The sequence below is a fragment of the Corallococcus interemptor genome, assembly GCF_003668875.1.
Classification (GTDB): domain Bacteria; phylum Myxococcota; class Myxococcia; order Myxococcales; family Myxococcaceae; genus Corallococcus; species Corallococcus interemptor.
The window spans coordinates 24,147-49,526 of the sequence record NZ_RAWM01000016.1; the positions used below are offsets into that span (position 1 = coordinate 24,147).

The 25,380-nt window shown below is 70.8% G+C and carries 22 protein-coding genes; 11 read left to right on the plus strand and 11 right to left on the minus strand.

What is annotated here, in order from left to right; all coding sequences use genetic code 11:
* Positions 1-101: 101 nt before the first annotated feature.
* The gene (locus tag D7X96_RS08575) at positions 102-854 is read left to right on the plus strand and encodes a pyridoxal-phosphate dependent enzyme (protein WP_121769482.1); all 753 of its coding nucleotides are present in this window, start codon (positions 102-104) and stop codon (positions 852-854) included.
* Here D7X96_RS08575 and D7X96_RS08580 read toward each other — a convergent pair.
* Positions 851-1,636: an aminoglycoside 6-adenylyltransferase gene (locus D7X96_RS08580; RefSeq protein ID WP_121769451.1), complete on the minus strand. Its 786-nt coding sequence runs from the start codon at positions 1,634-1,636 to the stop codon at positions 851-853. The genes D7X96_RS08575 and D7X96_RS08580 overlap by 4 nt on opposite strands.
* A gap of 180 nt (positions 1,637-1,816) precedes the next feature.
* On the opposite strand from D7X96_RS08580, the gene D7X96_RS08585 reads away from it, so the two are divergent.
* Positions 1,817-2,743: a lipase family alpha/beta hydrolase gene (locus tag D7X96_RS08585; protein WP_199746875.1), complete on the plus strand. Its 927-nt coding sequence runs from the start codon at positions 1,817-1,819 to the stop codon at positions 2,741-2,743.
* 24 nt (positions 2,744-2,767) lie between these two features.
* Entirely contained in the window at positions 2,768-3,823 is a 1,056-nt protein-coding gene (locus D7X96_RS08590) for a lipase secretion chaperone (protein WP_121769452.1), read from the plus strand.
* Positions 3,824-3,830: 7 nt separating this feature from the next.
* Here the strand turns inward: D7X96_RS08590 and nadE are convergent, their stop codons facing one another.
* The 8 genes from nadE to D7X96_RS08630 all read right to left on the minus strand — a co-directional run bounded on the left by nadE (position 3,831) and on the right by D7X96_RS08630 (position 12,378).
* Positions 3,831-4,832 (minus strand): NAD(+) synthase, encoded by a 1,002-nt coding sequence (gene nadE / locus D7X96_RS08595; RefSeq protein WP_120547820.1) that lies wholly within the window; start codon positions 4,830-4,832, stop codon positions 3,831-3,833.
* Complete coding sequence (locus D7X96_RS08600) at positions 4,829-6,421, minus strand: class I adenylate-forming enzyme family protein (protein WP_121769453.1); 1,593 nt, start codon at positions 6,419-6,421, stop codon at positions 4,829-4,831. The genes nadE and D7X96_RS08600 overlap by 4 nt, the downstream gene beginning before the upstream one ends.
* Positions 6,418-8,388 carry an asparagine synthase (glutamine-hydrolyzing) gene (gene asnB / locus D7X96_RS08605; RefSeq protein ID WP_121769454.1) on the minus strand — a complete coding sequence of 657 codons (1,971 nt, stop codon included), beginning with the start codon at positions 8,386-8,388 and terminating at the stop codon, positions 6,418-6,420. The genes D7X96_RS08600 and asnB overlap by 4 nt, the downstream gene beginning before the upstream one ends.
* A 7-nt stretch (positions 8,389-8,395) precedes the next feature.
* Positions 8,396-8,644, minus strand: coding sequence for an acyl carrier protein (locus D7X96_RS08610; protein WP_014398060.1), 249 nt, complete (start codon positions 8,642-8,644; stop codon positions 8,396-8,398).
* 110 nt (positions 8,645-8,754) lie between these two features.
* Positions 8,755-9,351 carry an acyltransferase gene (locus D7X96_RS08615; protein ID WP_120547817.1) on the minus strand — a complete coding sequence of 199 codons (597 nt, stop codon included), beginning with the start codon at positions 9,349-9,351 and terminating at the stop codon, positions 8,755-8,757.
* Positions 9,348-9,890: an acyltransferase gene (locus tag D7X96_RS08620; protein WP_120547816.1), complete on the minus strand. Its 543-nt coding sequence runs from the start codon at positions 9,888-9,890 to the stop codon at positions 9,348-9,350. The genes D7X96_RS08615 and D7X96_RS08620 overlap by 4 nt, the downstream gene beginning before the upstream one ends.
* Positions 9,891-9,894: 4 nt before the next feature.
* Entirely contained in the window at positions 9,895-10,752 is an 858-nt protein-coding gene (locus D7X96_RS08625; RefSeq protein WP_120547815.1) for a hypothetical protein, read from the minus strand.
* A gap of 135 nt (positions 10,753-10,887) precedes the next feature.
* The gene (locus D7X96_RS08630; RefSeq protein WP_120547814.1) at positions 10,888-12,378 is read right to left on the minus strand and encodes a mechanosensitive ion channel family protein; all 1,491 of its coding nucleotides are present in this window, start codon (positions 12,376-12,378) and stop codon (positions 10,888-10,890) included.
* An 82-nt stretch (positions 12,379-12,460) separates the two neighbouring features.
* Between D7X96_RS08630 and holB the strand changes: the two genes are divergently transcribed.
* From holB to D7X96_RS08655, 5 genes are all read left to right on the plus strand, one after another.
* Positions 12,461-13,495 carry a DNA polymerase III subunit delta' gene (gene holB, locus D7X96_RS08635; RefSeq protein WP_120547813.1) on the plus strand — a complete coding sequence of 345 codons (1,035 nt, stop codon included), beginning with the start codon at positions 12,461-12,463 and terminating at the stop codon, positions 13,493-13,495.
* Positions 13,492-14,808: a DNA polymerase III subunit delta gene (holA, locus tag D7X96_RS08640; protein ID WP_120547812.1), complete on the plus strand. Its 1,317-nt coding sequence runs from the start codon at positions 13,492-13,494 to the stop codon at positions 14,806-14,808. Before holB ends, holA begins: the two co-directional genes overlap by 4 nt.
* 25 nt (positions 14,809-14,833) lie before the next feature.
* Positions 14,834-15,283: a hypothetical protein gene (locus tag D7X96_RS08645; RefSeq protein WP_121722511.1), complete on the plus strand. Its 450-nt coding sequence runs from the start codon at positions 14,834-14,836 to the stop codon at positions 15,281-15,283.
* Positions 15,284-15,620: 337 nt separating this feature from the next.
* Positions 15,621-17,519, plus strand: coding sequence for a M4 family metallopeptidase (locus D7X96_RS08650; protein ID WP_120547810.1), 1,899 nt, complete (start codon positions 15,621-15,623; stop codon positions 17,517-17,519).
* A gap of 161 nt (positions 17,520-17,680) precedes the next feature.
* Positions 17,681-18,568: a patatin-like phospholipase family protein gene (locus D7X96_RS08655; protein ID WP_121769455.1), complete on the plus strand. Its 888-nt coding sequence runs from the start codon at positions 17,681-17,683 to the stop codon at positions 18,566-18,568.
* A 3-nt stretch (positions 18,569-18,571) separates the two neighbouring features.
* Here the strand turns inward: D7X96_RS08655 and D7X96_RS08660 are convergent, their stop codons facing one another.
* Positions 18,572-19,366 (minus strand): NRDE family protein, encoded by a 795-nt coding sequence (locus D7X96_RS08660; protein WP_121769456.1) that lies wholly within the window; start codon positions 19,364-19,366, stop codon positions 18,572-18,574.
* A gap of 109 nt (positions 19,367-19,475) precedes the next feature.
* Here D7X96_RS08660 and metG point away from each other — a divergent pair, with 109 nt between their 5' ends.
* From metG to D7X96_RS08675, 3 genes are all read left to right on the plus strand, one after another.
* Positions 19,476-21,605: a methionine--tRNA ligase gene (metG, locus tag D7X96_RS08665; RefSeq protein ID WP_121769457.1), complete on the plus strand. Its 2,130-nt coding sequence runs from the start codon at positions 19,476-19,478 to the stop codon at positions 21,603-21,605.
* A gap of 69 nt (positions 21,606-21,674) precedes the next feature.
* A complete protein-coding gene (locus D7X96_RS08670; RefSeq protein WP_121769458.1) occupies positions 21,675-22,649 on the plus strand; it encodes a HEAT repeat domain-containing protein in 975 nt (324 codons plus the stop codon).
* Complete coding sequence (locus D7X96_RS08675) at positions 22,646-23,422, plus strand: TatD family hydrolase (RefSeq protein ID WP_121769459.1); 777 nt, start codon at positions 22,646-22,648, stop codon at positions 23,420-23,422. The genes D7X96_RS08670 and D7X96_RS08675 overlap by 4 nt, the downstream gene beginning before the upstream one ends.
* Here D7X96_RS08675 and D7X96_RS08680 read toward each other — a convergent pair.
* A complete protein-coding gene (locus tag D7X96_RS08680; protein ID WP_121769460.1) occupies positions 23,409-25,376 on the minus strand; it encodes an HD domain-containing phosphohydrolase in 1,968 nt (655 codons plus the stop codon). The genes D7X96_RS08675 and D7X96_RS08680 overlap by 14 nt on opposite strands.
* Positions 25,377-25,380 lie beyond the last annotated feature (4 nt).

The following is a 25,380-nucleotide window of genomic DNA, read 5'->3' on the forward strand; positions in this document are numbered from 1 at the left end:
CATCCCTCCCATCCAGGGGGTGATGGCCGCGCGAGCCACCCCTCCGGAAGACTCCGGGCGCTTGTTGGTCGCGCGATGCGGGTGTGCGCGAGGGGGCGGCCATGCGTGGAGTGTTTTCCCTGTCTCGTCCGCGTGCGGGCGGGCCGGTGGTGCTGTGGGGCGGAGCGCAGCCATCCGGCAGCCTCAAGTACCTCACCTTCGCGCGCTACCTGGCCGCGATGCCCCCGGGCTCGCGCGGACTGGTGGAGTTGTCCGGAGCCTCCAGCGCGCTGGCGCTGGACGTCCTGGGCCGCGAGCGCGGCCTGCCCACGGTGGCCCTGACGGACGCGACGGGCGAGGCGTACCTGCGCGCGCACGGCTTCCAGGGCCAGGTGCGTCAGGTGGGCTCCATGGCGGACATGTTCCACCAGGCCATGACGCTGGAGCGCGACGGCTGGTGCTGGCCCCGGCAGCTCACCAACCGGGCCCTGGTGGCGTGCGTGGAGGCCTGGGCGTCCGGCCTGCGCGCGCAGGTGCGCGAGCGCTTCCCCACGGTGAAGCGCGTGGTGTGCGGCTTCGGCACGGGCGCGACGCTGGCGGGCCTGACGCGCGTCTTCACGACCGGAGGCTTCACCGTCACCGGCCTGCAGCCCGCGCCCGGCAAGCCGCTGCCCGGCTGGCGCACGTGGGAGGCGCAGAACCTGGGGGCGGAGGACCTGTTCTTCGAACACCAGCCGCGCGTGCCGCTGGCCACGGCCGCGCCCGCGCCGGATGCCGTCACCGCGCTCTTGGACTGGGCCCGCCGTCAGCCCCACCCGGAGCAGGTGCTCGTCATCGCGCACAACGCCCGGGAAGAGGACGTCGCGCAGGCCTAACGCCGCAGGGCGTCCAGCCGCGCCCGCACGGCGGCCACTCCGTCGCGAGGGTACGCGGGCACGTGGGACAGCTCGCGCTCGGCCAGCCGCAGCAGCGTGCGCGCGAGGCCCGGCGTGTCGCCCTCCAGGGCCCGCGCCAGCTCGCCGCCGGTCTCTGGGTAGACGCGCTCCACGCGCCGCAGCGGATCCAACCCGTCCAGCAGCGAAGCGGCAGGGGCGGGGACGTGGCGCGCGAGCAGCAGGCAGAACAGGCGCACCGCATCGTCCAGGCGCGCGCGGCCGCTGAGTCCCTCGCCGCGCGCGTGGCGTCCCGCGCCCACCAGCACCTGCGTGAGCCACTGGCCAAAGAGCCACGCGTCGTCGGAGGCCGTGCGCTGGAGCTCCGACGCCGTGTCTTCCGCGCGCGCGTCCATGCGCTCCGTCACGCCGCCCTTGTCCAGCAGCACCCGGTAGCGGTTGACGCGCGCGAACGACAGCTCCTCCAGGTCGAACACCGCGAACTCCAGCAGGTGCCCGTCGCGGTACACGACCTTGAGTCCGTGGGCCGTCTCGCGGAACGCCAGCGCGACGTCCTCCGCGCGGGGCAGCCAGCCGCGCTCCTGTCTCAATGTTTCAGCGTGCCCGGGCCAGGCGACGACGAAGAAGTCGTGGTCGCTGAAGTCATCCGGCGCGTAGTCGCGGGCCGCCATCGAGCCCAGCGCGACGAGCCCCCGGACACGGCCGTCCGCGTCGGCCCTGCGCGTCAATTCCTTCGTGAAGGCCTGATAGGCGGCGGTGTTCATGCGACGGCTCCTCTGGCGAAGAGATAATGCATTGCGTTGAAGTGGGAGGGGGTTGACCCGGATCTGACACGCTTTTCTGTGAATCCTGAGGTTGGCTTGCTTTTTATCAGGGGCTCGCCGTATGGGCTGATTCGCGGGTCAATCCCTTTGATGATCCGCCCTCCCCAATCAGGAGCCTGTATGCGAAACGCCGTCCGGACCCTCGTTCTGACTGTCGCGGTTCTTGCCATCTGGGCGCAGCCTGCCCGCGCGGATACGTACACGCAGACGAAGTACCCCATCGTGCTGGCGCACGGCATGGCGGGTTTCGATTCGCTGTTCGGGGTGCTCGACTACTTCTACGGCATCGAGTCGACGCTGAAGTCGGGCGGCGCGAAGGTCTACATCACGCACGTTCCGCAGTTCAACACGAGCGAGGCGCGCGGTGAGGCGCTGCTGGCGCAGGTGCAGGACGTGCTCGCGCGCTCCGGCGCGGCGAAGGTGAACCTGATTGGCCACAGCCACGGCGGCCTGGACGTGCGCTACGTGGCGGCGGTGCGGCCGGACCTGGTGGCGTCCGTGACCACGGTGGGCTCGCCGCACAAGGGCGCGGACCTGGCGGACTACCTGCGCAACAACCTGAAGAACGGCTCGTTCACGGAGGGCGTCCTGGCGTACTTCGCCAACAGCCTGGGCACGGTGCTGGGCCTGCTGTCCGGCCACACGCAGCCGCAGGACGCGATTGGCGCGCTGGCGGCGCTGAGCAAGTCGGGCGGCGCGGCGTTCACCGCGAAGTTCCCCGCGGGCATCCCCACCACGTCCTGCGGCAGCGGCGCGGCGACGGGCGTCCAGGGCCAGCGCTACTACTCCTGGTCCGGCACGGACCCCTTCACCAACATGCTGGACGCGTCTGACTACGCGATGAAGCTGTCGTCCTTCTTCTACAGCGAGTCCAACGACGGCCTCGTGGGCCGCTGCAGCTCGCACTTCGGCACGGTCATCCGCGACAACTACGACATGAACCACCTGGACGAGGTGAACCAGGTGCTGGGCCTCACCGCGTTCTTCACCGACCCGAAGTCCGTGTTCCGCACCCAGGCCAACCGCCTGAAGACCGCGGGCCTGTAAGCCGCTGCAAGGAGCGCCCCCGCCATGAAGAGCCGCGCCGTCATTCTCGTGGTCGCGCTGTGCGCCCTCCTGGGTGCCGGCGTCTTCTCGTGGTGGAAGGTCCGGGCGGAGGACGCGCCCGGACCCGCTGTCCCGCCGTCTTCGGGTTCCGTCGCGCAGGGGATGCAGCGTGTGGTGTCTCCCACCGCTGTCGGTGCCGCCGTGCCGGCGAGCCCGGCTCCGTCGTCTGGCGCGACGCTGCCGCCCTTGCCCGGTTCGCTCCAGGACACGGAGGAGGACGGCGCGGTGGTGGTGGATGCGTCCGGGCACCTGGTGCCGAACGCGGACCTGCTCCGGTTCTTCAACTACTACCTGTCCGCGACGGGTGAGGAGCCCGCGTCGCTCATCCGCGAGCGCATCCTCACGGCGCTGCGGGGGAAGAAGCTGCCTGCCGCCGCCATGGACGAAGCGGTGCAGGTGCTGGACGACTACCTGGCCTATCTGGACGCGGCCCGGGGCCTCGCGTCGAAGGGCTCCTCGGCCACGATGGACACCGGCGAGCGCCTGGAGGCCCTGCGCAAGCTGCGCCGCGAGCACCTGGGCCCGGGCGTGGCGGACGGCCTCTTCGGCCAGGAGGAGGCGGTGGACGCCGTCGCCGTGGAGCGGCTGAAGCTGATGAAGGACGCGTCGCTGACGAAGGAGGAGCGCGAGCAGCGCATGGCGGCCCTGGAGGAGCGGCTTCCTCCGGACGTGCGCGCCCACCGCGAGGAGGCCGTGCGCCCGCTGCGGCAGCAGGCCGTGGAGCAGGAGCTGCTGGCGGCGGGGGCGACGGCGGAGGACCTGCACCAGCACCGGCTGTCCACCGTGGGGCCGGAGGCCACCGGGCGGCTGGAGGCCCTGGATGCCGAGCGCGCGAAGTGGAAGCAGCGGCTGGCGGACTTCCGCGCGAAGCGCGAGGCGCTGGGCCAGAGCGAGCCGGACCCGGCCCGGCGTCAGGCCGCGGTGCAGCGGCTGCTGTTCGACTCGTTCACCCCGGAGGAGCGCCTCCGGGTGGAGGCCGCGGACACCATCGACGCGGCCTCCAGATCCGGGGGCGGGTGACGCCGCTTCAGGAGATCTTGAAGGGCTTCAGCTCGCTGACCTCTTCGAGCAGCAGCGGCTGCGCGTGGAGGTACGCGGTGGTGCGGCGCTTCTGGTCGATGTCGTCGTACACGCGCTGGATCTGCTGCGGCGTGAGGCCCATCTCCGGGGAGACCTCCTCGGGCGTGACGCCGTGGTTCTTCGCCCAGAGGATGAGGTCCAGCTGCGAGTAGTGCACGGAGAAGTAGAAGTCCTCCTGTGACTGCTCCAGGCTGAACGTGTCCGTGGTGGGCTCGCGGTTGAGGATGCCGTCGATGACGCCCAGGTGCCGCGCGAGCTTGTACGTCTGCGTCTTGTAGAGGCTGGCGATGGGCTTCACGTCCGCGGAGCCGTCGCCCAGCTTCACGAAGAAGCCCTGGTCATACTCCAGGCGGTTGGGCGTGCCGGACGCGGCGAAGTTGAGCCGGTCCGCGTGGAAGTACTCCATCATCTTGCGCACGCGCTGCTTGAAGTTGGTGGCGGCGACAATCTGCACGTAGGCCTGGGGCGTGAGGCGGAAGCGCTGCTCCTGCCCGTCCACCTGCACCACCACGTAGAAGACGTTGAGGGCGTCCGTGTTGAGCCGGTCGCCGTGCATGACGATCTTCCACTTCATGTCCGGCTGGAACGCGGGGAACACGGAGCGCACCGCCGCGTCGCGCTGCGAATAGCACCCGGCGGCCTCCAGCACGGGCGCGATGTCGTGCAGCGTGTACTGGATGCCCAGCTTCTCGCAGAGCTCGCGGCCCAGCTTGGAGGACAGGCCGCTGGAGTCGCGCTCCGGCAACAGCAGGCCGAAGACGCGGTCCGGCCCCAGCGCGCGCACCGCCAGCGCGGCGACGCACGCGGAGTCGATGCCGCCGGAGACGGCGACCACCAGCCCGCGCTTGCGCAGCTTCTTGAGGACGGCCTCCTTGAGCCCGTCGGACAGCGACGCGGCCTTGGCCTCCCAGTCCAGTTCCAGCACCTGCTTGGAGAACTTCGTCGTCACGGCGACCTCGATTCAGGGGAAGAGAGTGAAGACAACACGCGCGTGCGCAGGTCGGCCTTGAGCACCTTGCCGGTGGGCCCGCGGGGCAGCGCGTCCATGAACAACACGTAGCGGGGAACCTTGTGGGCCGGGAGCGACTCGCGGCAGAAGCGGCGCAGGTCGTCCTCCTGCGCGCTGGCGCCGGGCTGGAGGACCACGGCGGCGCAGGCCGCCTCACCGCCCAGGTCGTCCGGCACGCCCACCACGGCGGCCTCCAGCACGGCCGCGTGGCGCGCGAGGACGTGCTCCATCTCCGCGGGGCTCACCCGGTGGCCGCCGACCTTGAGGATTTCTTTTGCTCGGCCGACGAGGAAGAAGAAGCCATCCGCGTCGCGCCACGCCAGGTCCCCCGTCCACAGCCAGCCATCGTGGAGGATGGCGGCGGTGTCGTCCGGCGCGTTGAGGTAGCCGGGGGTGACGTTGGCGCCCTTCGCCACGAGCTGGCCCACTTCGCCATCGGGCAGGGGCGAGCCGTCGTCCGAGACCACGGCCAGCGTGACGCCGGGGATGCCCTGGCCGATGGAGCCCGCCTTGTCGGTGGCGCGCGAGGGCGGCAGATAGGACAGCCGCGCGGTGGCCTCCGTCTGGCCGTACATGACGAACAGCTCCGCCGGGTGGAAGGCCTCGCGCGTCCAGCGCACGGTGTCCGGGGACATGCCGCCGCCGGCCTGGGTGAGGTAGCGCAGCTTCAGGCTCTTGAGCGAGTCCGGCGCGGCCTGACGGCGCAGCAGCTCGAAGGTGAGGGGCACGCCCGCGAAGCCGGTGCAGGACTCGGTGGCCATGGCCTCCAGCACGACCTGCGGGTACATGAAGCGCGGATCCAGGAACACGGAGCCGCCCGCGAGCAGGTGCGTCTGGAGCACGCTCTTCCCGTAGCAGTAGTGCAGGGGAAGGATGAGCATGGCGCGGTCGCGCGGCGTGAGCCCCAGGTACTCCACGATGGAGCGCGTGTTCGCCGCGATGTTGGCGAACGTCTGCACGACGCCGCGAGGCGTGCCCGTGCTGCCGGACGTGTAGACGATGGACGCGGGAGCCTCCGGGGGCAGGGAGGGCAGGGCGCCCGACGCCGTGACGCTGGCCTCCGGATCCACCGCGCCGTCTTCCTGAAGCCACGCGCACGAAGCAGGCTTCAACAGCCCGAGCATGCGCTCCGGAGGACGCGAGCCATGCACGACGAAGAAGTGGCTGAGCTGTGAGCGCCCCGTCCAACGCCGAGCGTCCTGACCGAAGATGACCGCATGGCGCGCGCCCGTCTGCTCCAGGATGCTGGCCAGGGAGTCCGCGCCCGTCTCCCGGTCCAGCTCCACGGCGCAGGCGCCCAGGGCCTGCACCGCGAGACTCGCGACGGCCGCCGCGCACCCCAGGGGCAGGGCGATGAGCACGCGAGCCCCGGGCTCCACACCCGAGGCCCGCAGCTGTCCCGCGAGCGCGAGCATCCGCGCTTCAAGCTGCGCATACGTGAGCCGCGCCCAGGGCGAATCCACCGCCGGTGCTTCCGGCGTCGCCGCTGCGTGGCCGCGAACCCACGAGGGCGGGGTGTCAGCGCTCACGCGGCCTCCAGCTGCACGGCGTCCACGTCCGCCTGGGGCACGGGCCTGGGCTTCAGGAATTGATGCGCCAGCAACTGCGTGGACGCCACGGCGAACAGGGCCATGGTGTCCGCTTCGCTCTCCGCGGAGTTCGGCGCCCGCAGCTTCGCGACCAGCCGCTCCACCTTGCGCGCGTCGAAGACGCCCGTGGCCGCCACCGCCTCCGGGGCCAGCAGCTCGCGCGCCCAGGCCGGCGCGTCCGGACCCACCAGCGCTCCCGCGATGGGGGCGCGATACGGGAACTTGGTGCGCTCCAGGATGGACGCCGGCACCCGGCCCTTCGCGAAGCGCTTGAGCAGGTGCTTCTCGTCCAGGCCCCGCAGCCGCAGCCGCTCCGGCACCCTCGCGGCGAACTCCATCACGCCCGTGTCCAGGAACGGGAAGCGCCCCTCGACGGCGTTGCCCAGCAGCATGCGGTCGCCCTGCGCGGACAGCAGGTAGCCCGACAGCAGCGTGCGCGCCTCCAGGTACTGCGCCCGCGCCAGGGGCCGCCACTTCGCCACCGCGTCCGGCACCGTCGCGAGCACCGACGCCACCGGATCCTCGTCCGCCACCTTCGCGGCGAACTCCGGCGCGAGGAAGCGAAGGATGCGGCCGCTGTTGCCCCACCGCACCAGGTGCGAGAACCCCAGCGCGTCCGGCGTCTCCAGCCCCGTGCCGAAGAACTCGCGCAGCAACTCCACGCTCTGCTGGCTCACCGACAGCGTCGGATACAGCCGGCGCAGGAGCAGCGGCCGGTACTTCGAGCCCGGCTGGCGCGCCCAGAACTGGCGCACCTGCGTCTCCTTGAAGAGGTCGTAGCCGAGGAACATCTCGTCCGACCCTTCACCTGTCAGCACGACCTTGATGCCGTGGTCGCGCACCCACCCGGACAGCCGCAGGAACGGCGCGGGCGCGGAGCGCATCATCGCCTGCTCCGCGTGGAAGATGACGCCCGGCACCAGCGAGCCGATGTCCCCGTCGCGCATCTCCACCACGCGATGCTCGGTGCGCAGCTGCTCCGCCACCGTCGCCTGGTGCGTGCGCTCGTCGAACCGCGCGTGCGCGAAGCCCACGGAGAACGTCCGCAGCGTGCCGCCCAGCTGCTCCTGCGCCAGCGAGCACAACAGGCTGGAGTCCAACCCTCCCGACAGGTACGCCGCCACCGGCACGTCCGCGCGCAGCCGCAGGCGCACCGCCCGGTCCAGCACCGCGCCCAGCTCCTCCAGGAGCCGGGGCGCGTCCGCCGCGTCCGGCGTCACCCCGAAGTCCAGGTCCCAGTAGCGCTGGAGCGTCAGCGTCCCGTCGCGCCACTTCGCCACGTGCGCGGGCGGCAGCAGGGACACGCCCTCGAAGGACGTGCGCGGCGCCACCGGCGCCCACAGCTGGTACGTCTGTTTCAGCCCCCGCGCGTCCAGCGCGGGCGTCACCAGGCCTCCGGCGAAGAGCGCCTTCGCCTCCGACGCGAACGCCAGGTGGCCTTGCGGCAGGGACGCGTAGAACAGCGGGCAGATGCCCACCCGATCCCTCGACATCCACAGCGTGCGGTCGCGCGGGTCCCACAGCGCGAAGGCCCACTGGCCCTCGAAGCGGCGCACGCAGTCGATGCCCCACGCGAGGAACGCCGCGAGGATGACCTCCGTGTCCGAGCGCGTGCGGAAGGCATACGCGCCCGACAGCTGCTCGCGCAGCTCCACGTGGTTGAAGATCTCCCCGTTGAACACGACGGTGAGGCCGGTGGCCTCGTCGCGCATCGGCTGGTGACCGGAGGCCAGGTCGACGATGGACAGCCGCGCGTGCCCCAGCGCGGCGCCGTCCAGGAGCAGGGCGCGCTGCGCGTCTGGCCCCCGGTGCTTGATGCTGGCGGTCATGCGGCGCAGGCGGCCGGCGTGCTGCTCCGTGCCTGTTGCGTCACCCGCCGGGAAGGTGAACCCCGCGATGCCGCACATGGGCGTCTCAGCTCGCCTTCGCCAGCGACTGCTTGCGGTCCACGAAGGCCACCACGCGCGACAGCGAGTCCAGGTTCTCCGGCACCAGCTCCTTGTCGTCGAGCTTGATGTGGAACTCCGTCTCGATGAAGGCCACCAGCTCCATCATGCCCGTGGAGTCGATGAGGCCCTTGCGCAGGAACGAGTCGTCGTCCGCGAAGTCGTCCACGAAGAAGGTGTCGACGATGAAGGTGCGAAGCGTGTCACGCGTGCTCATGGGATGGGTCCTGTCGTTGAAGCAGGGAATGGGGTGTGGAAGGGCGATGCGAATGGAACGCGCCCGGCGCGTTTTGCTGAGCGCCGGGCGAAAGGCAGGCGGCAGGGCGGTCAGGTACCCGTGGCGTCCCGGGACACCAGGTCCAGGCTCATGCTGCGCGCCGGGTTGCCCATGGCGAGCGAGTCCGGGGGCACGTCCTGGGAAACGATGCTGCCGGCGGACACCACCGACCGTGCACCAATGCGCACGCCGGGCAGCAGGATGGCGCCGTGGGCCACCCAGACGTCGTCCTCGATGATGATGGGGGCGATGCGCTGGCCGTCCCGGTCGCTCACGCGCACGTACGACGCGAACATGCACCGGGCGCCAATCTGCACGGACTCCCAGGCCTCCACGGACACGCCGTAGTTGAACTGGGTCTCGTCGCCCACCAGCAGCCGCGCGTGCTCGTAGCAGACCACCGACGTGGGCAGCATGCCGCCCAGGAACGTCAGCTTGTCCCCCAGCTCCGCGTGGCCGTCGTTGCGCGCGGCCACCGGGCCATACGCCGCCACGTCCCGGCCCGTGCGGAAGGTGCGGAACAGCCAGCGCGCCCGCGCCACGGCCACCACGCGCTCGGCGCGCGGGAACACCTGCGTGCGCACCAGCTCCATGCCCGCGCGCGCCATCTGGACGGCTTCCTGCCGGGAGGGGAGGGGAGGCTTCATCGCGCCACCTCGCGCCGCAGCACGCGGGCCGGCGAGCCGCCCACCATCACGCCAGGAGGAATGCGGCGGGAGATGACCGTGCCGGAGGCCACGCTCGCGCCCTTCTGCAGGTGCGTGCCCGGCAGCAGGATGGAGCGGCTGCCCACCGTGACACCTTCCTCCACCACCAGCGGCACGGACTGGGGCCGCTCGTGCCGGTTGCCCCGGACCGGGTGATACATGTTGTCCAGCAGCTTGCACCACATGCCCAGACGGCTGCGCGCGCCCACCGTCACGCAGGACTGCGCTTCGATGGAGCTGCCTCCCTCGATGGTCACGTCGTCCTCGATCACGATGCGTCCCCCCCGCTGCGCGTGCAATTCAATGGGCGCCATCCGCGCGTCGAAGACCACGCGGTTGCCCACCAGGACTTCGCCCTCGCCGTGAATCCAGACGCGGCCCCAGACGGTGGGGATGGCGCCCACGGACTCACAGCGGCGCAGCTTCAAACGCGCGACCGTTGGCCCCAGGCCGAGCATCATCATCAACGGAACGCGCATGGCTTCAGGGCCCGGCTTTCGCGGAGGCCGGTGCCTCCGGCAGCGCCGCCAGGAACGCGATGAGCGCCGGCGCCACGCGCGCCTGCCCCGCCGCGTTGAGGTGGCCCCCGTCATCGGAATAGTCAGGCACCATCGCCGGGTACGCGCGGCCGTTCACCTCGTACGTCTCGCGGCTGCCATCCGCCTGCGACGACTCCAGCGCCGCCAGGTCGAACAGGGGCTCCTTGCCGCCGTAGGTCTGCCGCATCAGCGCGTTGAACGCCTCGCGCGACACGTTCTCCCCCACGCCGAACACGGGGCGCCCGCGCAGCTCGTTGAACCACGCCTTCGCCCCGCGCTGCACCGTCGTCAGCGGCGCGGTGACGTGCACGAAGGTGACGCCCGGGTGGCGCGACTTCAGCCCCGCGAGCGTGGTGCGGTACTTCTCGAAGAGTGCCTTCGCGTCCGTGCTGGAGGTGAAGTCGATGTAGCAGAACTTCATCAGCGCCACGTCCACCTGCTTCGCGACGCCGCCGTCCAACAGCCGTTCGAAGTGCGCGATCTTCGTCTCCGGCTGCTCGTTCTGGCCCACGAACGCGTGCGCCAGCGTGCCCTGCGCAATCGCAGTGCTCGCGTCCTTCACCTCCACGATGGCGGGCGCCTTCGTGCTGGGTGAAAGGCCGCGCACACCGTCCAGGATGTTGCCGCCCACGGACTGGTGGCCAAAGAAGACCCGGCGGTGCGTCAGCCGCTCCAGCCCCGCGGCTGCCGCGTCCGGCGTCACCTGGGCCGTGGCCGCCGCGCTCTGGGGCAGGGCCATCAACAGCGCGCCCGGAAGGAGCAGCGCACCCAACCGCGCGGGAAAGTCACGAATGACTTGCATATGTGAACCTTTAGACCTTTCAGGCTCCGAGCGTCAAAGGTCCTGGCGTCGCGTCTGGATGCATGCCTTCCAGGCCGCCACGCAAAGTGTAAACAGAGGGTCGTGATTGCCCCGGAGTGGGCTCCGGGAAATCCGCTACTCGTGCTTGAGGCCGAAGAGGGAGCGCAGCCTTCCGAGGATGCGGCCCGCCTCGGGCGAGTGGTCCGGTCCGCCGCCGGCCGCCTGCGCCACCGCGCGCAGCTGGGTGCGGCGCTGGGCCAGGAGCGCGGAGAGCTGCCGGGCAAGGCCCGGATAGTCCGCGAACAGCCGCGCGAAGGTGGGCCGGTCCAGCTCCAGCAGCACGGAGTCCTGGACGGCCACGACGGTGGCGGCGCGGGGCTCGCCGGTGAGCAGCGACATCTCTCCAATGTACTGACCCGGCCCCAGCCGCGTGATTTCGGACTGGAGCGTGCCGGCGCGCACGCTGACCTCGCCGGAGGCCACGACGTAGAAGGTCCCGCCCTCCTCGCCCTCCTGGATGATGCGCTCGTTGCGGCCGAAGCGGCGCACCACCACCTCGCACCGCAGGCGCTCCAGCTCCTCCGGGCCCAGCGGCTCGAAGAGGTCCACCTGACGCAGGAGGTCGCGCACCGTGTCGTCCGCCAGCTCGCGGCGGCGGTGCTTGGACTCGCGGCGCAGGGTGACCGTGCGCTGGGCGTGGGGCAACTCCAGGCCCTCGCGGCGCAGCCGGTACCACAGCCGCGTGTGCAGCTCCTCCCGCACGCTGTCCGACAGCGCGAAGTCGTTGAGGAACACGCGCACCATGTACTGCGCGTTGGAGTCCGTGAAGGCCACCGTGCGCGCGATGGGCGGCGGCTGCACCAGCACCTGGGGAATCTCCCTGGCCACGTCCAAGAGCGCCTGCTTCACCTGGTTGGGCGGCGCGTCCAGGGACACGCCCACCTGCATCTCGATGCCCACGGGCTCGCGGTGCTGGGTGAAGTTCTTCACGTGCTCCTTGCCCACCATGCTGTTGGGCAGGGTGATGACCTCGCGCCGGAAGTTGGCGATGCGGATGGAGCGCCACCCGATGTGCACCACCCGCCCGGTGTGCTCGCCAATGCGGATGAAGTCGCCCACCTCGAAGGGCCGGTCCAGCTGCAGGGACAGACCCGCGAAGAGGTTGCCCAGCGTCTCCTGCAGCGCCAGACCGATGACCACCGTCAGCACCGCGGTGGAGGCGACCAGGCCCGCCAGGTCCAGGTTGAGCTGGCTCTGGAGGATGGGGACGGTGGCGAGCGCGTACAGCGTGAAGTCGATGACGTCGCGCAGGATTTTCGGCGTCGTCACCGGCGAGCGCATCCGCACCAGCTTCAGCGCGAACGCCACCCCGGCGCGGATGACGCCAAAGGCGAACGTGAGCATCCAGCCCACGTTCACGAACTTGTGCAGGCCCTCTGGCGCCGAGCCCTCCGGCAGGAAGCGCGACACCAGCCGCAGCGCCAGGAAGGCGAGCAGCATCCGCACCGCGCCCCGCAGGTCGTCACGCAGGGCCGTGTCCTGGGTGGTCCGCTGGATGGCCAGCAGCAGCACCGTGAGGATGGAGCCCGCCAGCAGGGGGAGATGGCCTTCGAGGAAGTTCAGCACGCCCGGTGAATCAGACCGGTGGCGCGTGCACGGGTCAAGGTGGCGGTTGACGGGTGGGCCCCGAGCAGGGATACACGCCCCCATGACGCTTGCCTCGGTGCAGGGACAGCCCCGCGCGATGGACGCGCTCCAATCCGCCTTGCGGTCTGGCTCGGTGCATCACGCCTACCTGTTCGCCGGGCCTGAAGGGGTGGGCAAGGAGCTGGCCGCGGTGGGGCTGGCCCAGGCCCTCACGTGCCCGGAGGCCCCGGAGGTGGGCTGCGGCAAGTGCGCCAGCTGCGTGCGCATCGCCAAGGGGCTGCACCCGGACGTCACCTGGGTGATGCCGGACGACGAGCGCGTGTCGCGAGGACTCGCCGGCCGCTCCGACTTCACCGGCACGCCCAGCCGCGAGCTGCGCGTGGAGCAGATACGGCAGCTCCAGGAGCGCCTGGCGCTGCGCGGCCTGGAGTCCAAGCGCAAGGTGGCCATCCTGGTCAGCGCGGAGCAGATGAACGTCCAGGCGCAGAACGCCTTCCTCAAGACGCTGGAGGAGCCGCCCGCTGAAACGACGCTCATCCTGGTGGCGAGCGCCATGGACCGCCTGCTGCCCACCATCCGCAGCCGGTGCAGCAAGGTGTACTTCGGCCCGCTGCCGGTGGACCTGGTCGCGAAGCGCGTGCAGCAGGAGCGCAAGCTGGACGCGGACACCGCCGCCCTGGCCGCGGTGATGTCCGGAGGCAGCCTGGGCCGCGCGCTCGCGCTGGACGTGGACGCGCTGAAGGAGCGCAAGGACGTGCTCACCGCCTTTGAAACCCTGAGCGGCGACGACATCCCGGCGCTGCTGCGCTTCGCGGAGGCGCATGGCGGCTCGCGCGAGGACGCGGACACGGCGCTGGAGCTGCTCATCCTCTGGACGCGCGACGTGTCGCTCGCGAAGGCCGGGGCGCTGGAGGCCATTGCGAACCGCGACCTGACGGAGCTGGCGCAGCAAGCCGCGAAGCGCACGACGGAGGCCGCGCTGCACCGGCGGCACTCGCTGCTGGAGTCGGCGCGCACGGCCATCGGCTCGCGCAACGGCGCGCCCCGGTTGCAGCTGGAGCGGCTGCTCATTGAGCTGTGCGTGGAGGCCCGATGAGCGCGGACATGGACGAGGTGCTGGCGGAGGTGAAGGCCGGCAAGGTGTGGCCGCTGTACCTCCTGTGGGGCGAGGAGTTCCTGGTCAGGAAGGGCGCCGACGAGCTGGTGAAGACGCTGGTGCCGGACGCCGCCATGGGGCTGAACCTCGCGGTGCTGGACGCGGCCTCTCCGCGCGAGGTGGCGCAGGAGCTGGCCACGCTGCCGCTGTTCCCCGGGCGCAAGGTGGTGCTGGTGCGCGACCCGGAGTTCCTCGCGCCCAAGAAGGGCAAGGGCGACGCGCTGGCCAAGGCGCGCGACGCTTGGAAGGCGGGCAAGCGCAAGGAAGGAGCCCGGCGGCTGCTGGCGCTGGCGGGCCGCGCCGGCTGGGGCGTGGATCAGCTGGACCCCCGCGTGCCCGGCGCTCCTTCGGTGGAGCAGTGGAAGGAAGAGCTCAACGTGGACCTGGCGGAGGCGGACCTCGCCTTCCTCCAGGAGGCCGCGGCCTTCTGCCGTGACGAGCGCATCAGCGCGCCGGAAGGGGACGCTTCCGCGCTGCTGGAGCTGCTCCAGAAGGGCGTGCCTCCGGGGCACGCGCTGGTGCTGGCGGCCACGGACGTGGACTCGCGCAGCCCGCTGCTCAAGTTCGCGCAGGACAAGGGCCGCCTCTTCGAGCGCAAGGTGGCCGCGCGCCACAAGGACCTGGACCTCAGCGAAATCTCCCGGGAGTTCCTGGCCCCCTTCAAGAAGAAGCTGGGGCCGGGCGCGCTGGAGGGCCTGAAGGAGCGCATCGGCGGCAACATCCGGCTGCTCCAATCAGAGCTGGAGAAGCTGGCCGTCTACGCGGAAGGCCCCACCATCGAGGCGCAGCACGTGGCGCTGCTGGTGCACCACGCGCGCGAGGAGGAGTTCTTCGAGCTGACGGAGGCGCTGCAGAAGCGCGAGCTGCGCGACGCGCTGTCCTACGCGGAGGACGCGATGGGGCAGGGCACGCACGCGCTCCAGCTGTTGGGCGCGGTGGCGTCCATCGTCCGCTCGCTGCTGGAGAACCACGCCTGGCTGGAGAAGTACGCGGGCGGCCAGCCGCCGCGCACCGGCCGCGACGTGGAGGCGCGCATCCTCCCCAAGCTGGAGCAGGAGCTGAAGGCCACCAAGCGCAAGACGCCCAACGCCTGGGCGCTCGCCTTCGGCATGCAGGCCGCCGCCCGCTACGAGCGCCGCGAGCTGCTCAACGCCCTGGTGGCGTGCGCGGACGCGGACCTGGCCCTGAAGTCCTCCGCCAGCGGGAAGCTCGTCATCGAACGGCTGTTGTGGACGGTGTGCACCCGCGCCTGAAGAGGCCCGGGTTGAAGGAGCCGCCATGGCGGACAAGCGTCGCTTCGATCTCTTCGCGGACCTGCTCGTCTCGCGCTTTCCCCAGGCCCTGCGCGTCTATGACATCGCCGGCGGCATGGGGAAGCTGAACGAGTCCCTCACCCAGCGCGGACGCACCGTCACCACCTTCGACCTGCGCCACAAGCACCTGCCCGTGAAGTACGCGCAGCGGCTCTTCACCCTGGAGGAGCCCTGCGAGGCGGAGCTCGTCGTGGGCATGCACCCGGACGGCGCCACGCGGATCATCATCGAGTACGCCGCGCGCCACGGGCTGGGCTTCGCCGTCGTCCCTTGCTGCTCCGACAATGGGATGCCCTACAAACCGTGGATGCGGCACCTGGCGGACGTGGCCCGCGACGCCGGCTTCTCCTCCGTGGAGGAGGCCGAGCTCCCCATGGATGGACGTGCAAGGGTGTTGCTGGGCGTGTGGCGCTGACGCACGCCTCGCGAATTCAGGGCCATCCTTTGCACAGCAAGAAAAAGCCGCCAACCGTGGATTGTCTGAATAGAAGACACACCCGGTGTGGCCTGTCACGGTTCAGGACAGCCGCCCGGCCGCCCTTGAATCATCAACAATTCCAAGGGCTTGCGGCAGGCACGTAACGACTGCTTCCACATTACGGAAGATGAACTGGGCACCGATGTGCCAGCTGCTTTTCAGCACCTTTCCATAATGCGAGGCATTTCGCGGGCTTAATGAGTTGGCCTGAAGAATGCTGAAAGGAGCGCTGTCCCGGCGACCACCCCCTTCGCGCCGGGCAGGAGGCAGTACCTTGGTTCGCACCCGTTTCGTTTCAGCGCTGCTGGCGTTCCCGCTGGTTGCTTGTGGTGTCGGGGACATGGATGGCGACACGCAGGAAGGTCAGCAGAAGCCGGATGAGGTCGCGGAAGTGCAGAGCGCCCTGAGCGCGATGCCCGGTGCCCAGATTGTCGGCACCAACGCGGATGGGACGCCGCACACCATCCAGGGCCGCCTGGGCCAGGCGGACCGCGCGCTGACGGGCTTCGCCGCCGCGGACGTGCACACGGCCATCGCCGGGTCGCTGCCCAGCATCGCCTCGCTGTTCCGCCTGAACGCGTCCGACCTGCAGGTCCGCAAGGTCTCCGTGGACGACCTGGGCATCTCGCACATCCGCTACGCGCAGACGCTGAACGGTCTGCCGGTGGTGGGCGAGGAGCTGGTGGTGCACGTGGACCGCTCCGGCGCCATCTTCAGCGCGAACGGTTCCGCGCGCTCCGGCGGCGCGCTGCCCGCGCGTCCGAAGGTCGCCGCGGAGGCGGCCCGCACGGCGGCGCTGCGTGACACCCAGGGCACGGGCCTGTCCGCGGGCAACGCGCGCCTGGTGTACGTGAAGTCTGAGAAGGACAGCGAGCTGCGCCTGGCCTACGAGGTGAAGGTCGCCGGTGAGACGGCCGCGATGCCGCTGCGCGACCGCGTCTATGTGGACGCCATCAACGGCGACACGCTGCTGCGCGTCCCGGAGATCCACACCGCGCTCAACCGCAAGGTCTACAGCGCGAACAACGGCACCAGCACCCCGGGCACCCTGAAGCGCAGCGAGGGCCAGGCGGCCATCGGTGACTCCCATGTCGACACCAACTACGACATGCTGGGCTACACCTACGACTGCTACAAGACGAACTTCAACCGCGACTCGCTCAACAACGCGGGCCAGACGCTCATCAGCACGGTGCACTACAGCCGCAACTACGTGAACGCCTACTGGGACGGCACCCAGATGGTGTACGGCGACGGCGACGGCGTGAACTCCATCGAGCTGGGCAAGGACGCGGACGTCACCGTCCACGAGCTGACCCACGCCGTGACGCAGAACGAGTCCAACCTCACGTACTCCGCCCAGTCCGGCGGCCTCAACGAGGCGATGTCCGACACCTTCGGCGCCATCTGCGAGAGCTGGAAGTCCGGCACGTGGAGCACCGCCGCGGACATCTGGAAGGTGGGCGAGGACGTGTGGACCCCCGGCACCGCCGGCGACGCGCTCCGCTACATGGATGACCCGGCGAAGGACGGCGCGTCCATCGACTGGGCGCCGAACTACTCCGGCCAGGACGTGCACTACACCTCCGGCGTCCCGAACCTGGCGTTCGCGCTGCTCGCCAAGGGTGGCACGCACCCGCGCGGCCGCAGCTCCATCAACGTGACGGGCATCGGCGTCCAGAAGGCCGGTCAGATCTGGTACTACGCCAACGCCAACCTCTACACGGCCAGCACCACGTACGAGCAGGCGAAGACCTGGACCATCCAGGCCGCCGCGGCCCTGGGCTATGACGCCGCGACGCAGGCTTCCGTGAAGGCGGCCTGGGAAGCGGTGGGCGTGGGCGTGACGGTTCCGCCCCCGACCTGCACCGTGCTGACCAACGGCGTCGCGAAGACGGGCCTGTCCGGCGCGTCCGGTTCGTCGGCGTACTACTGCATCGACCTGCCGGCCTCCCGCTCCTCCACCTACGTCATGAGCGGCGGCACGGGCGACGCGGACATGTACATCAAGTTCGGCTCCGCCCCGACGACGACCTCGTATGACTGCCGTCCGTACCTGTCCGGCAACAACGAGTCGTGCAGCGCGGCGGCGAAGGCCTCCTCGGGCCGCATGTACATCATGCTGCGCGGCTACTCGTCCTACAGCGGCACGTCGCTGAAGGCCACGTACTAAGCCCTCACGCGGGTCCGGCGTGAGTCCTCGCCGGGCCTCGTGTGAAGGTCACCTTCCGCCTCCGGGGCTCCATGTCCCGGGGGCGGTCGTGTTTCCGGGGGCAGGCAGCCCGTCGCGTGGGAACGGGGTAGGGTGTCCCGACTTCGCGAGCGGGAGGACGCATGCGGCGGCTGGGGCTGGTGGTGCTGACGGCGGTGGTGTTTTCCGGGGCCCTGTCGTGCCACCGGGGGACGCGGGCCTCGCGCACCTGCGTGGTGCTGTCGGTGGGTGGCACCAAGGGGCTCGCGCACGTGGGCGCGCTGGATGCGCTGGTGGCCCGGGGCGTGCCCATCGACTGCGTGGTGGGCAACAGCATGGGCGCGGTGGTGGGCGGCCTCTACGCGTCCGCGCCGGGCATGAACCTGCGCCAGCGCTACCATTCCTTCTTCACCGCGTACGAAGAGGAGACGCTCAAGGTGGCCGCGACACGCGGCGCGGTGGGCGCGGCGGTGGGGCTGCTCGCGGTGCTGTTGTCGGGCGGCGCGCTGGGACCCGCCATGGCGGCGGGCGCGCTGGGGGCGGCCAGCGGCGCGGCGACGGTGCCGCCCTTGAGCCATGAGCGCTTCACCCAGGTGCTGGATCGCTTCTACGCGGGCGCGCGCGTGGAGGAGCTGCCCGTGCCCTTCGTCACCTTCCACCAGGAGCCCTTCGCGGGCGGCATCCGGCTGGTGACCGTGACGCGCGGCCCGCTGGCGGAGGCCGTCTCCGCGAGCGCGGCCAACCCGCTGCTGTTCGAGGACGCGACGCTGGAGCGCATTGATCCGGGCGCGGACCGCGTGTCCGCGACGCCCGTCCATGACGCCTGCCAGTTGTTCCCGGGCGCGAGGCTCATCGCCATCAACGTCACCGGCGAGCCGGCCTTCTACCGCTCCGACCTGGGCTGCGACGTGCGCGAGGTCCGCGTGGACGTGGCCATGCCCCCGGTGGAGGCCTTCACCGGCCGGGGCCCCGCCTTCGAGGCCACCTACGACGCGGGCCACGACGCGGTGATGCGGGCGCGGCTGGACTGAAACTCATCCCGCCGTCAGCAAACCCGTCACATCCCGCCACCCGCCCTGGCAGGGCGCGATGTCCGTGGCCAGGTAGTGCCCCACGTGGCCGGGCTTGAGCGCGACAATGGCGGACGAGCGCGTTCCGTAGCCCTCCGTATGGATGCACAGCGCCTGGAGCTGCCGGAGGAAGTCCGCGGGGAGGTCATTCTCCTCCAGCGGCCCCGTCGCGGTCTCCCGGGGCGGCAGGGCGTGGTCGGCCAGGGCGGCCTGGAGCCCCGTCACCAGCTGCGGCCAGGGGCGCTTCGCCACGCCTTCGGCCAGGGCGATGGCCCGCCCCACCTTGGGGATGGTCAGGGTGTCCAGATTGTCGTTGGGGAGCACGTGCACGCCATCCGGGACGTCCTCGTGTAACAGGCGCTCGTGGCCCGGCCGCGCGTAGGCGACCCGCAGGGTGTTCGCGTCCCCGTAGAGCAGGTTGAAGGGCAGGAACTCCGGGGCGGGCAGGGTGCCGAGGTAGCGCTCGATGGCCTCCACCGACCCGGCCTGGAGGGCGCGCAGCACCACCTCGCCCCGGGAGCGGGGGGCCAGGCCCTGGATGCGGGCGCCGCGCTGGTTCGTCAGGGCCACCAGGACTCCCTCGTGGGTCACCCCCATCCACGTGCCGCCCCGCTCCACGTCCTGACCGCCCACCACGCGCGGGGACTCGGAGAGGACCTTCGGCCCGTGGGCCGGACGCGCGTAGAACTCATCCCGGTTGGCGGCGACGACCAGCGGCCACTCGGGGTGGGCGTTACGGAGGATGAGGACGGTGCACATGGCGTCTGGTCGATAACATCCACGGAGGGGCCATGCATGGTCGCGAATGCATGTTGGCGATCCCTCGTTTCCCCAAAGCGGCTATGGTCCGCCGCCCTCAGGAGAGTCCATGGCGGAGAGAATCCTCGTCACCAGCGCCCTTCCGTACGCGAACGGCGCCGTCCACCTCGGCCACGCTGTCGAGTACATCCAGACGGACATCTACGTCCGCTTCCTGCGCTCGTGCGGCCAGGACGTCGTCTACTTCTGCGCGGACGACACGCACGGCACGCCTATCGAAATCAACGCCGCGAAGCAGGGCATCCCGCCGGAGCAGTTCGTCGCGCGCTTCCACGACGAGCACCAGCGCGACTTCCGCGACTTCGACATCCGCTTCGACTACTTCCACTCCACCAACTCGCCGGAGAACCGCCACTACGCGGAGCTCATCTACGGGCGCTTGAAGGACGCGGGCGACATCGACCGCCGCGACATCGAGCAGACCTACTGCGAGAAGGACAAGCGCTTCCTGCCGGACCGCTTCATCCGGGGCACCTGTCCCAACTGCCGGTCCACGGATCAGTACGGCGACGCCTGTGAGAAGTGCGGCAAGACGTACAACCCCACGGACCTCATCGACCCGAAGTGCGCGCTCTGTGGCACGCCGCCGGTGCGCCGCAACTCCGTGCACCTGTTCTTCAAGCTGTCGCGGCACGCGGACTTCCTCCAGGAAGTGCTCAAGCGCCCCGGCTTCATCCACCCGGGTCTGGCCACCCAGCTCCAGGGCTTCTTCGAGAAGGGCCTGGCGGACTGGGACATCAGCCGCGACGGGCCGTACTTCGGCTTCGCCATCCCGGGTGAGACGGACAAGTTCTTCTACGTCTGGCTGGATGCGCCCATCGGGTACATCGCCACGACGGAGAAGTGGGCGAAGGAGTCCGGCCGCTTCCCGGATGCGCTCGCGTACTGGGGCAAGGATGCTCCGACGCGCATCGTCCACTTCATCGGCAAGGACATCGTCTACTTCCACGCGCTGTTCTGGCCCGCGGTGCTGAACGTCGCGGGGTTCCACATCCCCAACGAGATCAAGGTGCACGGCCACCTGACCGTGAACGGGGAGAAGATGAGCAAGAGCCGCGGCACCATGGTGGCCGCGCGTGACTACCTGGACCTGCTGGACCCCAGCTACCTGCGCTACTTCTACGCGGCCAACCTGGGCGCGGGCGTGGAGGACCTGGACCTCAACCTGAAGGACTTCCGCCTCCGGGTGAACGGCGAGCTCGTCAACAACGTGGGCAACCTGGCCAACCGCGCGCTGTCGCTGCTGGCCGGGCCGCTGGAGAAGAAGCTCGCGCCGGGCCGCGCGGAAGGACCGGGGCGCAAGCTGGTGGAGGACGCGCTGGCGCGGGTGCCGGAGGTCCGCGAGGCGTTCGAGAAGCTGGAGTACCGCAACGCCATCCGGATCATCACGGAGATCGCCTCCACGGCGAACGCGTTCCTGCAGACGGCGGCGCCGTGGGCGCTGGTGAAGAAGGACGCGGAGGCCGCTCGGGCGGACCTGTCGGACGCGGCGGACGTGGCGTACCTGCTGGGCGCGCTGCTGGCGCCGGTGACGCCGCGCGTGTCGGAGAAGCTGTTCGCGCAATTGGGAGCCGAGCCGCTGACGTTCCAGGCCCTGGCCACCGCGAAGTACCCGCTGCTGGATCGCGCCCGCCCGCTGGGCACGCCGGAGCCGCTGCTGCCCCGGCTGGAGGAGGAGCGCGTCAACGCCATCATCAAGGTCCCCGCGGGGACGCCGGCCGCCGAGCCCGCCAAGGCCAGCGGCAAGGACAAGAAGACGGAGAAGAAGCCCGTGGAAGCGAAGACTCCCGAAGCAGCGCCCACGACGCAGGCATCCCCGGGCGCGGGAGCGGCGGAAGGCGCGCCCGCGGCCGACATCGAGTACGCGGACTTCGCCAAGGTGGTGCTGAAGGCGGGGCGCATCGTGGCCGCGGAGAAGGTGAAGGGCGCGGACAAGCTGCTCAAGCTGGACGTGGACCTGGGTGAGGGCACGCCGCGCACCATCGTGTCCGGCATCGCGGAGGCGTACCCGGCGCCGGAAGCGCTGGCGGGCCGGCGCGTGGTGGTGGTGGCGAACCTGAAGCCGCGCAAGCTCAAGGGCATCGAGTCGCGCGGCATGCTGCTGACGGCAGGCTCGGGCGGCAAGGACCTGTCCCTGCTGGAGCCGGGCGACGTGCCGCCCGGCGCGGACGTGAAGTAGCGCACGAGCAGTGGCTTCAAGGACACGCCGGGTGGCAATGCCGCCACCCGGCGAGAGAGGTGACGAGACGTGGCGGACTGGCGTGCCGAGCGGGACCGCGCCCTGTTGACCCTGGAGCGGGAGAAGCGGCCGGCGAGCCGGGCCGAGGCGGCGGATCTGCTGTTCCAACTCGCGTCCGAGGAGCCCGCGCACGCGGCGGAGTTCACGGACGTGCTGGTGCGGCTGCTCGCGGATGCGCAGCCGGAGGTGCGCCGCTCGGGCGTGAGCCTGGCGTCCGTCATCCTGGCGCCGGATCAGCTCCCGGACATGCTCCTGCCAAGGCTGCGTGACGAGGACACCCGCGTGCGGCTGGAGGCCACCGGGCGGCTGGCGGACCTGGCGCTGCCGCACGCGCGCGGCGCCCTGGCCGGCATGCTGGAGGACCCCACGCCGGAGGTCCGCTTCGAGGCCGCGCGAGGCATCGCCGCGCTCAAACACCCGGCTGGCCTGGACATCCTCGTGGCCGCGCTGGACGTGGACACGCTGCGCTTCCGGGCGCTGGGCGCGCTGGCGGAGTTGGAGGACACGCGGGCGCTGCCAGCCGTGAAGCGCCTCTTCGGCAAGTGGCTGTTGCCCGCGTTCGACAAGACGCAGGCGGCGGGCGTGCTCCTGAAGCTGGGCGATCCGGAGGGCGCGGACTGGCTCATGCAGCGCACGCGCAAGAAGTGGAGCGCGGACCGGGCGCTCGCGGTGGAGCTGTGCGGTGAGCTGAAGGTGCCCGGTGCGCTGGAGCGGCTGAAGGACATCCTCGCGGACGCGAAGGATCCGTGCCGGGGCGCCGCCGCGCGCGGGCTGGGCCGGCTGGGGGATGCCCGGGCGCTGCCCTGGCTGCTCGCCGTGCTGGAGGACCGGAGCGCGCCGGAGGACGACCGGCTGGACGCCGCGGATGGCCTGTGGCGGCTGGGCGTGGCGGAGGGGCTGGAGCGCGTGCGCGCCGCCGTGCCCACCTTCGCGTCGGAAGAGGCACGGACGGAGCTGGAAGAGCTGTTTCAGGAGAAGCCATGAAGCTGGTTGATGCGCATTGCCACCTGGAGCCGAAGGACTACGCGGACGTGGCGCCGGTGCTGGAGCGCGCGCGCGCGGCGGGGCTGGTGCACGCGGTGCTGGTGGGGCAGTTCGAAGGCCCCGGAGACTGGGGCAACGCGCTGGAGATCGCCGCCCGGCACCCGGACTTCCTGTCGCCCACGCTGGGCATCCACCCGCACGCGGCCGCTCGCGCCACCGAAGCGGACTTCGAGATGCTGGAGCGCACCTGCGCCCGTCCGGAGCTGCGCGCCGTGGGCGAGGCGGGGCTGGACTACTACTACGACTACTCGCCTCGCGAGATTCAGGCCACCGTCTTCCGGCGGCAGTGCGCGCTCGCGAAGCGCCTGGCCAAGCCGCTGGTGGTGCACGTGCGCGACGCGCATGACGACTGCGACGCGGCCCTGGCGGCTGAAGACGTCACGAGCGGCGTCATCCACTGCTTCACCGGCGACACGGCCGCCGCGCGCAAGTACCTGGACCGGGGCTTCTACCTGTCGCTGTCCGGTGTCGTGACGTACAAGAAGACGGAGGCCCTCCAGGACGCCGTGCGCTTCGCGCCGCTGGAGCGCCTGATGGTGGAGACGGACAGCCCCTACCTCGCGCCCGTGCCGCACCGGGGCCGCAAGAACGAGCCCGCGCACGTGCTGGAGACGGCGAAGAAGGTCGCGGAGCTGAAGGGTGTGTCGCTGGAAGAGGTGGCCCGCGTCACCACGGCGAACGCGGCCCGCCTCTTCAACCTCACGCTGGGCTGAGCGCGTTGGCCAGGGCCTCCAGGTCCTGGTCCAACTGCGGCATGTCCATCAGCAGCGCGTCCGGGTCGTAGACGAAGTCCGCCTGCTTCAGCTTCAGCAGCGCCTGCAGCGCGGGCTCGCCCGCGTGGCCACCGAACGCCGCGTGGACGACGCGGCCTCGCTCCAGGTGCAGCGAGCCCTCCAGCGTGTGGCTTCGCAGCTGGAGCTTCCCGCTCTTCTTGCCGCCGCCCAGCGTGCGAAGCAGGTCCTTCGGGGGCAGCTCGTCGAAGCTGCCGCGCACCACCCGGCCCGGGCCGTTGTGCTGCACGCGGTCCTGGAAGAGGGTCAGCACCGTGCGGGCCACCTCCGCCTTGTCGCTGGGGGAGAGCACCGCCGTCGCGCCCGCCAAGAGCAGCCGCTCGCGCGCCTGGGCATCCGGCTCACCCACCACGGCGATGGGCAGGCCCGCGCTCTCCGGCATGGAGCGCACGGCCTCCAAGAGGTCCATGACCTCCTGTTGTCCCAGCCGCAGGCTCACCACCAGCACGTCGCAGTCCTGCCGGGCCAGGCCGTCCAGCGCGCCGTCCAGCGTGGACAGCGCGTGCGCCACCAGCTGCTGCTTGAGCACCGCCTCCAGCAGCTCGCCGCGCGTGGCCTCATCCGGCTCCGCGATGAGCACCTGCCGGCCCTCGCTGGCCAGCCGGTGCGCCAGCAATTCGCCGCTCTGCAACTGACCGACGATGTCCGCCACCACGGGGTCGTAGAGCACGCCCGCGTTCTTCTTCAGGTGCTCCAGCGCCTGCTGCTTGGGGAAGACGCGGCCAAACGCGTTGCCCGGGTTCTTGGTCAGCTCCAGGAAGCTGTCCACCGCCGCCAGGATGCGCGCGCCCAGGGTGATGTCCTCGCCCTTGGCGCCCTGGGGCGTGCCGGAGCCGTCCCAGGCTTCGTACAGTTGCGCGAGGATGGTGTTCACCTGCGCGGGCAGGTGCACCGTCTCGAAGAGCTTCGTGGGCGCGCGGCAGCACGCCTTCGCCTGGGCCTTCCACTCCGGGTTGGCCGCGTTGCTCGCCAGCGAGTAGTGCCGCTCCGGTGGCTTGCCCAGGTCGTGCAGGTACGCGGCGATGGACAGCGCCGCCAGCTCCTTGTGGGGCATGCCCATGCGCTGGCCCACGATGCCCGCCTGCCGCGCCAGCTGCGCGGAGTGGCCGCGGTGCCGGGGCCGGTCCTGCTCCAGCAGGCCCACCATCAGGCTCAGCGTCTCCACGTAGTCCGTGTCGCTGATGAGCCCGCGTGGGCCGCCCGGCTCGCGCCGCTGCGTGGAGATGCGCGCCACGTTGGTGCCGCTGCCGGCGCGCTGCAGCCGCATGCGCGCGTCCGTCTCCAGCCGCATGCTCAGGCTGGTGGCGCTGCGCCCGGCGGAAGAACCGTTGCGCCCGGGCTCCGCGCCCACGTGCGTGTTGGACGGCGTGTCCGGACGGCGGGGGCCATTGTTCGCGGCGGGGCCCTCCAGCAGCGTGGTGAACGCCGTGGGGTCGCCGTAGTAGTGCTTGCGGATGGCCGCGGAGATGGCGCTGCGCAGGCCGATGTACGCGTAGACCTCCGACATGCCGGTGACGAGGGCGATCTCGTCGAGCAGCGACTTGTTCTGCGGCTCGGCGGCCACCACCGACAGCAGCTTGCGCTCCGGGTCGATGGCCAGCGGCAGCACGTTCTGCGCTTCCGCCAGCCGCACCGGCAGCTTGTCCAGCACCTTCGTGTCGATGCGGACCTTGGCCAGCTTGTCCGCGGTGACGAAGCGGGTCTGGAACTCGTTGGCCAGGAGCCGCAGCAGCGCGGCCTCCTGGAGCAGGCCCAGCTCCACCAGACAGTCCCCCAGCTTGTGGCCGGTGATCTTCTGGTGCTCCAGACCCTGCTCCACGGCCCCCGGTGTCACGAGGCCGGCCTCAATCAACCGCTCTCCCAGCCGCTTCGCCATGGGC

What these genes read in the sequence shown, in the direction of transcription:
- D7X96_RS08575 (WP_121769482.1), top strand. Translation starts at nt 102, where the DNA reads ATGCGTGGAGTGTTTTCCCTGTCTCGTCCGCGTGCGGGCGGGCCGGTG.
- D7X96_RS08580 (WP_121769451.1), bottom strand. Translation starts at nt 1,636, where the DNA reads ATGAACACCGCCGCCTATCAGGCCTTCACGAAGGAATTGACGCGCAGG.
- D7X96_RS08585 (WP_199746875.1), top strand. Translation starts at nt 1,817, where the DNA reads ATGCGAAACGCCGTCCGGACCCTCGTTCTGACTGTCGCGGTTCTTGCC.
- D7X96_RS08590 (WP_121769452.1), top strand. Translation starts at nt 2,768, where the DNA reads ATGAAGAGCCGCGCCGTCATTCTCGTGGTCGCGCTGTGCGCCCTCCTG.
- asnB (WP_121769454.1), bottom strand. Translation starts at nt 8,388, where the DNA reads ATGTGCGGCATCGCGGGGTTCACCTTCCCGGCGGGTGACGCAACAGGC.
- D7X96_RS08610 (WP_014398060.1), bottom strand. Translation starts at nt 8,644, where the DNA reads ATGAGCACGCGTGACACGCTTCGCACCTTCATCGTCGACACCTTCTTC.
- D7X96_RS08615 (WP_120547817.1), bottom strand. Translation starts at nt 9,351, where the DNA reads ATGAAGCCTCCCCTCCCCTCCCGGCAGGAAGCCGTCCAGATGGCGCGC.
- D7X96_RS08620 (WP_120547816.1), bottom strand. Translation starts at nt 9,890, where the DNA reads ATGCGCGTTCCGTTGATGATGATGCTCGGCCTGGGGCCAACGGTCGCG.
- D7X96_RS08625 (WP_120547815.1), bottom strand. Translation starts at nt 10,752, where the DNA reads ATGCAAGTCATTCGTGACTTTCCCGCGCGGTTGGGTGCGCTGCTCCTT.
- holB (WP_120547813.1), top strand. Translation starts at nt 12,461, where the DNA reads ATGACGCTTGCCTCGGTGCAGGGACAGCCCCGCGCGATGGACGCGCTC.
- holA (WP_120547812.1), top strand. Translation starts at nt 13,492, where the DNA reads ATGAGCGCGGACATGGACGAGGTGCTGGCGGAGGTGAAGGCCGGCAAG.
- D7X96_RS08645 (WP_121722511.1), top strand. Translation starts at nt 14,834, where the DNA reads ATGGCGGACAAGCGTCGCTTCGATCTCTTCGCGGACCTGCTCGTCTCG.
- D7X96_RS08655 (WP_121769455.1), top strand. Translation starts at nt 17,681, where the DNA reads ATGCGGCGGCTGGGGCTGGTGGTGCTGACGGCGGTGGTGTTTTCCGGG.
- D7X96_RS08660 (WP_121769456.1), bottom strand. Translation starts at nt 19,366, where the DNA reads ATGTGCACCGTCCTCATCCTCCGTAACGCCCACCCCGAGTGGCCGCTG.
- metG (WP_121769457.1), top strand. Translation starts at nt 19,476, where the DNA reads ATGGCGGAGAGAATCCTCGTCACCAGCGCCCTTCCGTACGCGAACGGC.
- D7X96_RS08675 (WP_121769459.1), top strand. Translation starts at nt 22,646, where the DNA reads ATGAAGCTGGTTGATGCGCATTGCCACCTGGAGCCGAAGGACTACGCG.
- D7X96_RS08680 (WP_121769460.1), bottom strand. Translation starts at nt 25,376, where the DNA reads ATGGCGAAGCGGCTGGGAGAGCGGTTGATTGAGGCCGGCCTCGTGACA.